The organism is Nonomuraea guangzhouensis, from assembly GCF_019396345.1.
GTDB lineage: Bacteria > Actinomycetota > Actinomycetes > Streptosporangiales > Streptosporangiaceae > Nonomuraea > Nonomuraea guangzhouensis.
This window is the reverse complement of sequence record NZ_JAHKRM010000002.1, coordinates 26,192-38,863: the sequence shown is the minus strand read 5'-3', so window position 1 is coordinate 38,863 and position 12,672 is coordinate 26,192. Positions and strand designations below refer to the sequence as shown.

Annotated in this window: 11 protein-coding genes; 3 read left to right on the top strand and 8 right to left on the bottom strand. The window is 71.6% G+C overall.

The window, feature by feature from the left end; genetic code table 11:
- Positions 1-8 precede the first annotated feature (8 nt).
- The 8 genes from cobO to KME78_RS03160 all read right to left on the bottom strand — a co-directional run bounded on the left by cobO (position 9) and on the right by KME78_RS03160 (position 9,163).
- Positions 9-611 (bottom strand): cob(I)yrinic acid a,c-diamide adenosyltransferase, encoded by a 603-nt coding sequence (cobO, locus tag KME78_RS03195; RefSeq protein WP_219527222.1) that lies wholly within the window; start codon positions 609-611, stop codon positions 9-11.
- 53 nt (positions 612-664) lie between these two features.
- A complete protein-coding gene (locus KME78_RS03190) occupies positions 665-2,848 on the bottom strand; it encodes a magnesium chelatase subunit D family protein (RefSeq protein ID WP_246650370.1) in 2,184 nt (727 codons plus the stop codon).
- The gene (locus KME78_RS03185) at positions 2,845-3,423 is read right to left on the bottom strand and encodes a histidine phosphatase family protein (RefSeq protein ID WP_219527221.1); all 579 of its coding nucleotides are present in this window, start codon (positions 3,421-3,423) and stop codon (positions 2,845-2,847) included. The genes KME78_RS03190 and KME78_RS03185 overlap by 4 nt, the downstream gene beginning before the upstream one ends.
- Before the next feature lie 5 nt (positions 3,424-3,428).
- Complete coding sequence (locus KME78_RS03180; RefSeq protein ID WP_219527220.1) at positions 3,429-4,181, bottom strand: CbtA family protein; 753 nt, start codon at positions 4,179-4,181, stop codon at positions 3,429-3,431.
- An 8-nt stretch (positions 4,182-4,189) separates the two neighbouring features.
- Entirely contained in the window at positions 4,190-4,381 is a 192-nt protein-coding gene (locus KME78_RS03175; RefSeq protein WP_219527219.1) for a CbtB domain-containing protein, read from the bottom strand.
- Between the two features lie 208 nt (positions 4,382-4,589).
- Positions 4,590-6,464, bottom strand: a complete 1,875-nt coding sequence (locus KME78_RS03170) for a bifunctional copper resistance protein CopD/cytochrome c oxidase assembly protein (RefSeq protein ID WP_219527218.1) — start codon at positions 6,462-6,464, stop codon at positions 4,590-4,592.
- Between the two features lie 85 nt (positions 6,465-6,549).
- Positions 6,550-8,079: a M28 family metallopeptidase gene (locus KME78_RS03165; protein ID WP_219527217.1), complete on the bottom strand. Its 1,530-nt coding sequence runs from the start codon at positions 8,077-8,079 to the stop codon at positions 6,550-6,552.
- A gap of 142 nt (positions 8,080-8,221) precedes the next feature.
- The gene (locus KME78_RS03160) at positions 8,222-9,163 is read right to left on the bottom strand and encodes a methionyl-tRNA formyltransferase (RefSeq protein ID WP_219527216.1); all 942 of its coding nucleotides are present in this window, start codon (positions 9,161-9,163) and stop codon (positions 8,222-8,224) included.
- A gap of 82 nt (positions 9,164-9,245) precedes the next feature.
- Between KME78_RS03160 and KME78_RS03155 the strand changes: the two genes are divergently transcribed.
- Genes KME78_RS03155 through KME78_RS03145 form a run of 3 tightly spaced genes read left to right on the top strand, consistent with a single transcriptional unit; the run spans position 9,246 to position 12,672 of the window.
- A complete protein-coding gene (locus KME78_RS03155) occupies positions 9,246-10,571 on the top strand; it encodes a lysine N(6)-hydroxylase/L-ornithine N(5)-oxygenase family protein (RefSeq protein WP_219527215.1) in 1,326 nt (441 codons plus the stop codon).
- 41 nt (positions 10,572-10,612) lie between these two features.
- Positions 10,613-11,629: a FecCD family ABC transporter permease gene (locus tag KME78_RS03150; RefSeq protein WP_308126789.1), complete on the top strand. Its 1,017-nt coding sequence runs from the start codon at positions 10,613-10,615 to the stop codon at positions 11,627-11,629.
- On the top strand, positions 11,626-12,672 hold the full coding sequence (locus KME78_RS03145) for a FecCD family ABC transporter permease (protein ID WP_219527214.1): 1,047 nt from the start codon (positions 11,626-11,628) through the stop codon (positions 12,670-12,672). The genes KME78_RS03150 and KME78_RS03145 overlap by 4 nt, the downstream gene beginning before the upstream one ends.

Below are 12,672 nucleotides of genomic sequence, written 5' to 3'. Positions count from 1 at the left end.
GCGCGGGACTACCACTCGATGCCTTTCTGCCCCTTCTGCCCGGCGTCCATGGGATGGCGGACCTTGCCCATCTCGGTCACCAGATCGGCCGTCTCCAGCAGCCGTTCGGGCGCGTCCCTGCCGGTGATCACCACATGCTGGCTGCCCGGCCTGGTGGTGAGCGTCTCCAGTACGTCGTCCAGGTCGAGCCAGCCCCACTTCAGCGGGTACGTGAACTCGTCCAGCACATAGAAGCGGTACGTCTCGGCGGCCAGATCGCGCTTGATCTGCGCCCAGCCCTCGCGCGCGTCGGCGGCGTGGTCCTCCTGCGTGCCGGGCCGCTGGATCCACGACCAGCCCTCGCCCATCTTGTGCCAGGTCACCGGGCCGCCCTCGCCGGTGGCGCCGAGTACGGTGAGAGCCCGTTCCTCGCCGATGCGCCACTTGGCCGACTTCACGAACTGGAACACGCCGATCGGCCAGCCCTGGTTCCAGGCCCGCAACGCCATCCCGAAGGCCGCCGTCGACTTCCCCTTGCCGGGGCCGGTGTGCACCATGAGCAACGGCCTGGTGCGGCGTTGCCGGGTGGTGAGTCCGTCATCCGGGACGACCTCGGGCCTGCCCTGCGGCATGTCAGACCGCCTTCCTGTGGTCGCGTACGGCCGAGCTGAGGGCGTGCGGCATGTCAGCCCGCCTTCCTGTAGTCACGTACGACCGAGCCGAGGTCGGACAGCGAGTCGAGTGAGATGGCCGGTGCCCGTAGCCGGCGCGCCAGCCTGACAGCCAGACCGAGCCGGACCGGGCCGCTCTCGCAGTCGACGACCACGCTCGCCGTACCGCCGAGCAGGGCCGCGGCCCTGTCCACGTCTCCGCCCGAGGTGGCGCGGCCGTCGGTCACCACCACCAGCAGCGGGCGCCGCGCGGGGTCGCGCAACCGCTCCACCCGCAGCACCTCCGCCGCGCGCGCCAGCCCGGCCGCCAGCGGGGTGCGGCCCCCGGTGGGCAGCGAGCGGAGCCTGGCGGCGCCCGCCTCGACCGACGAGGTCGGCGGCAGCGCCAGCTCGGCGGTAGTGCCCCTGAACGTGACCAGGCCGATCTTGTCCCGCCGCTGGTAGGCGTCGAGCAGCAGGCTCAGCACGGCGGTCTTGACCGCGGTCATCCGCTTGCGGGCGGCCATCGAGCCGCTCGCGTCCACCACGAACAGCACGAGGTTGCCCTCCCTGCCCTCGCGCACGACCTCGCGCAGGTCGCCCTCGCGGAGCAGCAGGCCGGGTCCCGTGCGCCCGCGTTCCTTCTGGTACGGCGCCGCGGCCAGCACGGTCGCCGGCAGGTGGAGGTCGCGGACCCGCCCGGCAGGCGACCGCGAGCCGGTGGCGCGGCCCTGCGACGTCCGCGCCCGCGACCGCCGCCCCGCCACGCCCTCGCCCAGCCCCGGCACCTTCAACAGCGGCACCCGGTACGGCTCCGCGACCACGGCCACCTGGCCGCTTCCCGCCGCTGAGGATGCCGGACCGTCCTGACCCGAGCCGCCGGACGTGCCCCGGCTGGGGCCTCTCGGTCGTTCCTCGGCCGGGTCCTGGAGGTGTGTGCCGGCGGGGTAGCCGGGCACGGCGTCTCTAGGCCCGCCGTCCGGCCGGTCAGGGCCGGAGGCCGCGGGATCGCCGGCACCATCAGCACATCCGGGACCTCCGGGACCTCCGGAACCTCCGGGATAGTCCGGGCCTCCGGCGCCGCCGGGATCGTCGGGGCCTCCGGGATCGCCAGGGCCGTCGGCGCCTCCGGGGCCGTCCGCGCCTCCGGCACCTCCGGGGCCTCCGGGGCCGTCGGGGCCGTCGGGACCGTCAGGGCGTTCGTCCTCTGATGTCCGGGCCAGCAGGTCCTCCAGCAGCGACTCGTCCAGCCCCGGCGCGTCGAACGGGTCACGCCGCCGCCGATGCGGCAGCGACAGACGGGCGGCCGCACGTACGTCCTCGGTCGTCACGACGTCCCGGCCCTGCCAGGCGGCGTGCGCGATGGCGGCGTTGGCCGTGACCAGGTCGGCGCGGAGCCCGTCCACCTCGAACGCGGCACACACCGTGGCGATCTGCGTGAGCCGGACATCGGGCAGCCGCACCCCGGGCACCCTGGCCCTCGCCTGCGCGATCCGTTCGGCCAGGGCCGACTCCTCCGCCGTCCACCGGCCGGCGAAGGCGCCGGGATCGGCGTCGAAGGCCAGGCGCCGCCGTACCACCTCGGCCCGTTCGGCGGGGTCGCGGGACGCCTTCACCTTCACCGTCAGGCCGAACCGGTCGAGGAGTTGCGGCCGTAGTTCGCCCTCCTCCGGGTTCATGGTGCCGACCAGGAGGAACCGGGCCGCGTGCCGTACCGACACCGACTCGCGCTCGACGTAGCAGATCCCGAGGGCGGCCGCGTCCAGCAGCAGGTCGACCAGATGGTCGTGGAGCAGGTTCACCTCGTCCACGTAGAGCACGCCGCGGTGCGCGGCGGCCAGCAGGCCGGGCTCGAACGCCTTCACGCCCTCGGTCAGCGCCCGCTCCACGTCGAGCGAGCCGGCCAGCCGGTCTTCGGAGGCGCCGACGGGCAGCTCCACCAGCGAGGCGGGGCGGCGGAGCCACTGTTCGCCCGGCTCGTGCGGCCCGTCGGGGCACTCGTCGCCCGGCGCGGCGGGATCGCAGGCGAAGCGGCAGCCCGCCACGACGTCCACGGGCGGGAGCTGGGCGGCCAGCGCGCGGACGATGGTGGACTTGGCGGTGCCCTTCTCGCCGCGTACGAGCACACCGCCCACGCGCGGCGAGACGGCGTTGAGCACCAGCGCCAGCTTCAGGTCCGCGAGTCCCACGACGGCGCTGAACGGGTAGGTGACGATCAAAGGGTGGCCTTCCGGTTGACATGCGCGACGCGCCAGCCGCCGCGCGTGCTGGACAGTTCGGTGGTGGACAGCGGCGCCAGGTCGAAGCGGGTGGTGACCAGGGGGTTCAGCCCGAGCGCGTGGCCGAGGGCGGCCCTGATCACCCCCACGTCGCAGATCACGATGGTGGGGGAGCGGCGTTCCGCGTCGAGCCAGGCCGCGACGCGGGCCGCCAGCGCGGCCAGGCTCTCACCGCCGTGGGGCGTGGCGTGCGGGTCGGCGAGCCAGCTCGCCAGGGCGTCCGGTTCGGCCTCGGCGACCTTCGCGTACGGCAGGCCGCTCCACCTGCCGTGATCGGCCTCCGCGAGCGCCCGGACCACCGACGGCCGCAGTCCCATGGCGGCGGCGGTCTGGCCGGCGGCCCTGGCCGGGGCCACCAGCGCCGGACCCGTCCAGGACCTGACCCTGGCCAGGGCCGCGGCTCTGGCCAGGCTCGACGGGTCGGCGTGGACGCCTATGGGGTCGTCCGTGGGGTCGTCCATGGGGAAGCAGGCCGACCGTGTTCCCGGCGTGCCGGCCTGCCGTACGAACAGCACCGCTCTCAGCTCGGCGTGGGCACCGCGACGGGAACCGCGGCCGGGCGGCGGGCCGCTCGATCGCAGGCCCAGCCGAAGAGCACACCGAACGCGGTCCAGAAGACCAGCTGCGTACCCAGCGACGCGAGCCTGAACTCCCACAGCAAGGTCGCGGGGAAGTTCGCGGGCACCTCGTTGACGCCGGGCAGCAGCACCCAGGCGGCGATCACCGGCACCAGGAACGTCACCACCGTGACGAGCCAGCGTGCCCACGGGCCGCCGCCCTGCATCCGCCGCGCACTCGCCACCGCGATCGCGGTCGAGGCCAGCCCCACCCCGATCATGATCACGTACAGCAGGGTGCGGCTGTTGATCGTCTCCGGATCGCCGACCGCCGGTGGATTGGCAGGATATTTCAGGAACGGAAGAAGAATGATGGCCACGAAGCCGGTGGCGGCGGCAGCCAGCGCGAGCCCGCCCTCGGAGCGAGGGCCGACCCGCCCCCGCAAACCCGCGAACACCAGGGCGAACACCCCGCCCACGGCCATCCCGTACAGCCCGGTGGCCAGGAACAGCCCGGCCTTCTGGCCGGGTCTGCTGACCACCGCCTCCTCTCCGTGATCGTGACCGGCCGCCTCGGCAGCGGGCGGCTGGGCGGCTTCTTCCAGGGCGATCGCGCTGTCCACACTCGGCTCACCGAAGGCGAACGCGAAACCACCGGCGATCAGGCCGGCCAGCAGGCCCAGAAGCAGCCCCCTGACCAGCAGGGTGCGCACCACGCTGACCCCTAGTGGCACGGCACGCCGAGCAGGTGCCGCCCGTCGTGCATGAGTTCGTGGAGGTAGTTGCCGGTCTGTGAGATCGCTCCGTTGTCCATCAGGACCAGATAGGCCACCAGCAGGAGCAGGGGTACGGCGGCCAGCAGCCATGGGCGCAGGCGGGGGAAGGGTACGGACGTGGGAGTGGTCAGGCCACTCATAGTGCCTCCTCAGGGATGACGCGTCCCAACTAACGAGGTCACGGTGGCCAAGCGACCTGGCTCCCGGGATCTACGTCCCGGATACAGTGGCGCGTCCGCACCGGCATCTCACCGGATTTCCCTTGGCCAATCGTGAAATCTACCGGAACGTATCCCTTCATCCCGTTCTCGTCAACACGCCCAACAAGAACGCGCAGCTCAAGGAGTCTCACACCCGCACGTCCACGCGGGCGACGAGCCGCAGGGCGGTCTTCCGCGACCGGATCAGCCGTACGGCCAGCGCGGCGAGCGCCGGCACGGGCAGGGCCAGGTACACCAGGCCGGCCATCCGCTGCTCGGCCGCCACGCTCGGCACGCCGCGCGGAGCCACCTGCGCGAACCACTCCTGGCCCAGCACCGGCCCGGCCAGCAGGAACAGGCCGACTACCACCTGTACCGCGACGACGGCCCCGAGCAGCCACGCGCGATCCCGCCGCGCGATCGGCCGCGGCAGGGGATCGACCCCGGCCAGCAGCCAGCAGCACAGCAGCCCGGTGCCGAAGAACAGCACCTGGGTGAGCAGGTGGACCGCCTGGTTGGCGGCCGACCAGGCCAGCCAGCCGGTGCCGTACAGGATGACGACCGGCAGCACGTACACGGCCAGGGCGGCCATCGGATGAGTGAGCCGCGCGGCCAGGCGGCCGCGCAGGAGGGCCGAGGCGAGGTCGCCGTACTGCGATCCGGGGGTGATGGCCCGCGCGGTCAGTGTCAGCGGTGCCCCGAAGGCCAGCAGCAGCGGCCCGATGACGTGGAGCACCGTGTACTGCAGGGCGTGCGCCGACGGCATCGCCCGCGCGTAGCCGCTCACGCCGCCCACCAGCACCGCCGCCAGCACCGCCAGCCCGGCGAACCAGGCGAGAGTACGGCCCACCGGCCACGGGTCGCCGGTGCGGGCCAGCCTGCGTACCCCGGCGAGATAGGCGGCGGCCGGAAGCGCCAGGGCGAGCAGGACGAGCGGGTTGAGCCGGATCTCGGTGAGCAGCGCGCCGATCGAGTAGGGCGCCAGGTCGTAGCCCAGCAGGTCGTTGTGGCCGCCGCTGGCGGGTGGCGCGGAGCGCGACAGGCCGGCGGCCAGTCCCGTGGCCGCGGCCATCACCATCAACTCGCCGGTGGCCAGCCGGGTGAAGGTGCCTCGTGTCGTACGTTCGGCGATCGCGGCGATGGTGCGGCGGCGGTGGATCATCCCGAACACGCCCAGGGCCACCAGCGCCGTCACCTTGCCCAGGACGAGCACGCCGTAGCGGGTCGTCCACAGTTGCGGCACCGTGTCCATCCGGACCCAGGCGCCGGCCACGCCGGACACCGTCACCGCGACGAAGCAGCACAGGGCGAGCGTGCTGAACCTGGCCACGACGCTCGCGAGCCGGTCCGAACGCCGGAAGTGGACCAGCACGGCCGCCAGTCCGCCGACCCAGACGGCCGCCGCGAGCAGATGCGTCGTGAGCGCGGAGACCGCGATGTCGTGATCTCCGGCCGACGCGGCGTGACCGACGTAGACCGGAGGGAGCATGCCGAACCCGGCGGTCACCAGCAGGGCGACCCCCGTCCACCGGGGAAGGCCGGCCTCCTCCTTCATCCGGGAGGAGGCGAGCACCACGACCGTGGCCGTGCACGTCACGATGAGCATGGCCTGCGTCTGGGGGAGGGTGGTGCCGAAGTTCAGCAGGGTGAAGTCGCGGAGCACCTCGTTCGCCGGCATGCTGAGGATGTTCGACAGCGTCAGCAGGTAGGTGATCAGCGCACAGGCCGCCCAGCCCAGCGCCCACCAGCCGGCCGCGCGTACGCAGGCGTTCGCTTCCGGCGTGTCGCGGGGGGCGAGGACCACGCCGGCGACCAGCGTTCCCACCGTGGCGATGGAGCACAGGTCCAAGAACAGCCGCGTCACCGACAGTCCCCAGACGGTCAACGGGCCGGGAGTCGGCAGCCCCTTGATCGGCGGCGGCGGTCCGCCTCCGCCGATCCACAGAGCGACGGCCAGCGCCAGGAGGCTGGCCGTGATGGCCAGACCGCCGTACAAGAGAGCCCGACGCCCGGGTAACAGCACCGCGTCCTCCTTTGTCGGGAGCATGCCTCAGTTAGGCAAGCGTCCTCTATGGACGGGTACGTCCGCACCCTTATCGGGGTTCGACCTATAGCGTGAATCTGCCAACAAGCTCAGCACCGTCACCGGCATCGGCGGCGACCGCAGCGGCGGATGGGCCGGGGAGGTTCGCGCTGTAGGCGTAGACCACCGTGGCGGTGGCGATGGCGCCGGTGTTCACTGCGAGGGCCTGGTTGTTGATGTTGGCCACGGTGTCGCAGGCCTTGTGGTAGCACGCGTCATAGGGCTGCCCCGCCGTGCCACCGAACAGGGCCGCCTCCTCGGCCGTCTTGATGCCCTCGCCTCCGGTGAACAGGCCGCCGGACGGAATGCCGGCCGCGATGAACGGGCCGTAGTCGGAGCGGCCGTCGAAGTCGGTGCCGCTGTGGCTCTGACCCAGCCTGTCGAAGTACTTCTCGAAGAGCTTCTCGATCTCGTCCGACCCGGGCGGCCCGGCCGGAGCGCCCGTGGCGTCCGAGTCGTCGCCGTCGTAGATCTTGAAGACGTAGTTCGGTGAGGCGATCATGTCGTAGTTGAGGTACAGCTTGATCTTGCTCCGGGCGGCGGCGCTCAGGCTCTTCACGTAGAACTCCGAGCCGAGCAGGCCCAGCTCTTCGGCGCTCCACCAGGCGAAACGGAGCTTGTTCCTGGTGGGGACCTTGCCGAGTGCCTCGGCGACGGCCAGGAGCGCGGCGCTGCCCGAGCCGTTGTCGTTGATGCCCGGCCCGGCCGGCACGGAGTCCAGATGCGCTCCGGACATGACGACCTTCTTCGACTCGCCCCACGTGGACTCGGCGAGCACGTTGTCGGTGGTGCGGACCTCGCTGATCGTGTCCGTCCTGAGGTGGACCACCGTGCCCGCGGGGGACGACAGTTCCTCGCCGACGGCGAAGCTCGCGCCGACGACCGGGATGGAGACGGGCGTACCGAGGTTGCCCCGCGGAGTCTCGGTCCGGCCCGGTTGGCCCTCGTTGAAGATGATCGCGGCCACGGCGCCGGCCGCCTGGGCGTTCTGCGCCTTGACCAGGAAGGTGCAGGTGCCGCGCTGCAACAGCGCGATGTTGCCCGGCGTGAACCCGGCGAAGTCGGCGGCCTCGCAGCCGGAGGTGGAGGTGCTCGGCACCGGGCCGGGCGGCAGGACCAGGTCGACGTTCTGCAGGGGCGCGGTGACGTCACCGGCTCCGGAGTAGGCCATCGTGGCGAAGTCGCCGAGGGAGGAGCCGTCGGGCGGGGTCGGGGCGTACAGCTCGGGGTCGGGGGAGATCTGCTCCATCAGCGCGGTGGACTTCTCCTCGTAGTAGGGGAAGTCGAACTGCTGGATGGTCACCTTGTAGCCGGCCTTCTTGAGCCTGGCGGCCACGTAGTCGCGCGAGGCGTCGTGGCCGCCGGTGCCCGCCGCGCGCGTGCTGTGGTTGGCGTCGGCGATGTCCTGCAACGCCCGCAGGTGCTGCTTGACCATCAGGAGAGGGACGGAGTCGATCAGCTCCCGTTCGGAAGGGGCGGGGTCGGCGTGGGCGGCGACCGGGGCGAGGGTGAGTGCCGTGACCACGGCGAGGGCACGGTAGACACCGGTACGCATAGGGCTCCTCCAACTGGCGTGGGTGTAGTGCGATCCGGACACCATCAGCCGGGAAGAGCCTGGCCACCGCCAGTCAGATGATCACCCCATTCTAGGAGCCGACCCCCTGAAAACCGGATATCTGCCTACTCGGGCATGTCGTTCACGACCCGAGATAGCCGCCCATGCTGCGGAAGTAGTCGGTGGCCGCGTGCTCGACGCCGTCCGGCGTCCGCAGCCGTCTCACCACCAGCCCGCGCCGCTGCCCCTTGCGGGCGTCCGAGCCGGAGACGATGGCCACGCCGTCCCCCTCCCGGATGAAGATCCGTCCTGGGGTGCCCCCGTAGCGGGCCTGCGACACCGCGGCTGACAGGATCTCGATCCGCTCACCGCGATGGTGGGTGAAGGCGCGTGGGTAAGGGTCCGACTGGGCGCGGACCAGCCGCTCCAGGTCTTCCGCCGGCCAGTTCCAGTCGATCCGGCCGTCATCGACCGACCGTTTGTGGAAGAAGCTGGCTTCGGCGCGGTCCTGGGGGACCCACCGTGCCTGGCCGGAGGCGATCAGGTCCAGCGACTCCCGCACGATCGGCTCGATCAGGTCCACCGTCCGGTGGAAGAGGTCGGTCGCGGTGTCGCCTTCCTGCACGGGCACGGCCCGTTGCAGCAGGATGTCGCCCGCGTCCAGCTCGGCGTTCATGCGGTGCGCGGTGACGCCGACCTCCTTCTCCCCATTGATCAGGGCCCAGATCAGCGGGGAGAAGCCCGCGTACGCCGGAAGCAGCGAGTCGTGGACGTTGAGCGTGCCGTGCGGCGGCAGGTCGAAGATCTCCGGCGGCAGCCAGGTCCGCCAGTTGTTGGCGACGATGATGTCCGGCGCCGCGTCCTTGAGCGTCTGGAGGAGCCCGGCGTCGTCGGGCCGGTTGCGCAGCAGCACCGGTACGTCGTGCTCGGCCGCGAGCTCGGCGACCGAGTCGTCCCAGATCTTCTCGTACGCGTGCTCGCTCTTGGGATGGGTGACGGCGAGGATCACGTCATGCCCGGAGCCGAGCAGGGCACGCAGCGTCCGATGACCCCAGGTCTGGTACCCGAACATGACCACTCGCATGATCGCACCCTCTCCTTCATGATTATTGAAAGGTTAGCCTAACCTTATCTACTATGACCACGATGAGGGAGGCGATGCCGCGGTGGACACCCTGCCGAGTGGGCCGGACAGCATCTACGACATCCTGGGAGTGGGTTTCGGGCCATCGAACCTGGCACTGGCCATAGCCGTCGACGAGCACAACGCGCGGGTTCCGGAAGCGGAGCGGCTCCGCGCCGGGTTCCTGGAGAAGCAGCCCGCCTTCGGCTGGCACCGGGGGATGCTGCTCGACGACGCCACCATGCAGGTGTCGTTCCTGAAGGACCTGGTCACCATGCGTGATCCGGCGAGCGACTTCAGCTTCCTGTGCTACCTGAAGGAGCGCGGCAGGCTGGTGGACTTTCTCAACCACAAGACGCTGTTCCCGTTAAGGATCGACTTCCACGGTTACTTCGAGTGGGCCGCGGCCCGGATGCGGGACGTGGTCGAGTACTCCGCCGAGGTCGTGTCCATCGAGCCGGTCGTCACCGACGACGGCGAGGTCCGCCTGTTCGACGTGCTCAGCCGCGACCCCGCCGACCCGGATCGCGTCATCGTCCGCCGGACCCGCAACATCTGCGTCGCCACCGGCCTCGAACCGCACCTGCCGCCGGGCGCCGCCCTGTCGGACCGGGTGTGGCACAACAGCGAGCTGATCCCGCGCGTGGCCGCCCTCACCGAGGCCGGTGTCCCGGTGCGCCGGATCCTGGTGCTCGGGGCCGGGCAGAGCGCGGCCGAGACGGCCGACTATCTCCACCGGACCTTCACCGGGGCCGAGGTGTGCGCGGTGTTCGCCAAGTACGGCTACACCCCCGCCGACGACAGCCCCTTCGCGAACCGGATCTTCGACCCCGAAGCCGTCGACACCTTCTTCCAGGCCCCGGCCCCGGTCAAGCAGGCGCTCTACGAATACCACCGCGGCACCAACTACTCGGTGGTCGACATGGACCTCATCGAGTCCCTGTACGCGACCATGTACCGCGAGAAGGTCCAGGGCAACGAACGCCTGCGCATCCTCAAGGTCTCCCGCATCAGGGACGTCAGCTTCGCCGGCGACCGCCTGGACGTCACGATTGAATACCTGCCCACCGGCGAGCGGGAGGTGCTGGCCACGGACATCCTGGTGCACGCCACCGGCTACCGGCCCCAGGACCTCGGCACCGTGCTCGGCGAGACGGCCAAACTGTGCCTGCGGGACGAAGAGGACGAGGTGCGGATCGGCCGCGACTACCGGGTCGAAGTGCCCTGGCACGTGTCCGCGGGCATCTACGTACAAGGGGCCAGCGAGCACACCCACGGCATCACCTCCACGCTGCTGTCCACCACGGCCGTCCGCGCCGGCGAGATCCGCGACTCCCTGCTCGCCAACCGCGCACGAGCCACGAGCTAGTGGTAGCCCTGCGCTTACGTCCGGGACAGGCGGAGCAGGCGGTGACCGGCGGCGTCGCCGCGACCAACGCGGGCCGGAGCGCGTGGCTGGCGGTGTGCGTGGCGCTGCTGGCCGCCGCCTGCGTCCTGAGCATCGTGATCGGCACCAAGAACATCGCGCCGGCCACGGTCTGGAACGCCTTCGCCCACTTCACCAACACCGACGACCAGGCACTCGTACGCGAGCTGCGCGTCCCCAGGACCGCGCTGGGCCTGCTCGTCGGCGCGGCGCTGGGCATCTCGGGCGCGGTCCTCCAGGCCGTGACCCGGAACCCGCTGGCCGACACCCAGATCCTCGGCATCAACGCGGGCGCGGGCCTGTTCGTGGTCTTCGCGATCGGGGTGCTGGGGCTCAGCGGCATCTGGTCGTACGTGTGGTTCGCCTTCCTCGGGAGCGCCGTCGCGATGGTCCTGGTGTACGCCCTGGGCTCGGCGGGGCGCCGGGGCGCGACGCCGGTCCAGCTGACGCTCGCCGGTGTGGCGCTCGGCGCGGTCATGGAGGGCGTCTCGGCCGGGATCCGGCTGCTCAAGCCGCGGGCGTTCGACTACCTGCGGTTCTGGGACGTCGGCACCCTGACGGGCCGGCCGCTGTCGATCGCCGGAGCCGTGGCGCCGTTCGTCGTGGCGGGGCTGGTCCTGGCGCTGGCCGTCGCTCGTTCACTCAACGCCATCGCGCTGGGGGACGATCTCGCCCGGTCACTGGGGACGAACATCGGACGGGCGCGGGCGTTGTCCATGCTCTCGGTGACCCTGCTGGCGGGAGCGGCGACCGCAGCGGTCGGGCCGATCGGGTTCGTGGGGCTGATGGTGCCGCACGCCGCCCGCTGGATCGTCGGGCCGGACCAGCGCTGGATCTTCGCCTACACGGTGGTCTGCGCGCCGATCCTGCTGCTCGCCGCCGACGTCGTCGGCCGGGTGGTGATCCGGCCGGCCGAGCTGCAGGTGGGGATCGTGACGGCGTTCGTGGGCGCGCCGGTGCTGATCTGGCTGATCCGCCGCAGAACGGTGAGCGGGCCATGACCGGGCTGGACTTTGGGAGGCGGGTCGTGGTGGTTCGCGGCGCGGCGCTGTCCCTGCGGGTCGGCGTGCGTACCGGGATCATCTGCGCGGTGCTGGGCCTGGCCACGCTCGCGGTGGGCGTGCTGGCGCTCGGCACCGGTGAGTTCGAGGTGCCCGTGGGGGAGGTGGTCCGCGTCCTGCTGGGCGGTGAGCAGGGCCCCGCCCGGCTGGTGGTCGTGGAGTGGCGGCTGCCACGGGTGCTGCTGTCCCTGATCATCGGGATGGCCCTGGGGCTGAGCGGTGCCGTGTTCCAGTCGTTGATGCGTAATCCGCTGGGCAGCCCCGACGTGATCGGGTTCAACACCGGGGCGTACACCGGGGTGCTCGTCACGATGATGTTCGTGGGCCGCGACTACTACCAGACGGTCGCGGGCGCGCTGGTAGGCGGCCTGGTCGCCGCCGCGGTGGTCTACCTGCTGGCCTACCGGAAGGGTGTGCAGGGGTTTCGGCTGATCATCGTGGGGATCGCGGTCGGCGCGGTCCTCGGGGCGGCCAACCAGTGGTTCGTCATCAAGGTGAACCTGCAGGCCGCCGTCGCGGCCGCGATCTGGGCACAGGGCAGCCTGAACACCCTGGGCTGGGACCAGGTCCTGCCCGTGGCCGTCTCGGTCGCGCTGCTGACCGCGCTCCTGGTGGCGCTTGGGCCGCGCCTGTCCCTGCTGGCGATGGGGGACGACGCCGCCGCGGCGCTCGGCGTCCGCGCGGAGGGGTCCCGCCTGGCGTACCTCGTCATCGGGGTGGCGTTGACGGCGGTGGCGACCGCGGCCGCCGGGCCGATCTCGTTCGTCGCGCTGGCCGTTCCGCAGCTCGCCCGTCTGCTGACGCGTACGGCCGGCATCGCGCTGGCGCCGTCCGCTGTCACGGGCGCGCTGCTGCTGGCCACGAGCGACTGGCTCGCGCAGCGGGCCTTCGCCCCCACCCAGCTGCCGGTCGGCATCGTCACGGTGTCGCTGGGTGGCGTCTACTTCGCGTGGCTGCTGGCCAGGCACGCGCGCAGCCGATGA

Excerpts from the sequence above, each read along its gene's own strand:
- cobO (WP_219527222.1), bottom strand. The coding sequence starts at position 611 with ATGCCGCAGGGCAGGCCCGAGGTCGTCCCGGATGACGGACTCACCACC.
- KME78_RS03175 (WP_219527219.1), bottom strand. The coding sequence starts at position 4,381 with ATGAGTGGCCTGACCACTCCCACGTCCGTACCCTTCCCCCGCCTGCGC.
- KME78_RS03165 (WP_219527217.1), bottom strand. The coding sequence starts at position 8,079 with ATGCGTACCGGTGTCTACCGTGCCCTCGCCGTGGTCACGGCACTCACC.
- KME78_RS03160 (WP_219527216.1), bottom strand. The coding sequence starts at position 9,163 with ATGCGAGTGGTCATGTTCGGGTACCAGACCTGGGGTCATCGGACGCTG.
- KME78_RS03145 (WP_219527214.1), top strand. The coding sequence starts at position 11,626 with ATGACCGGGCTGGACTTTGGGAGGCGGGTCGTGGTGGTTCGCGGCGCG.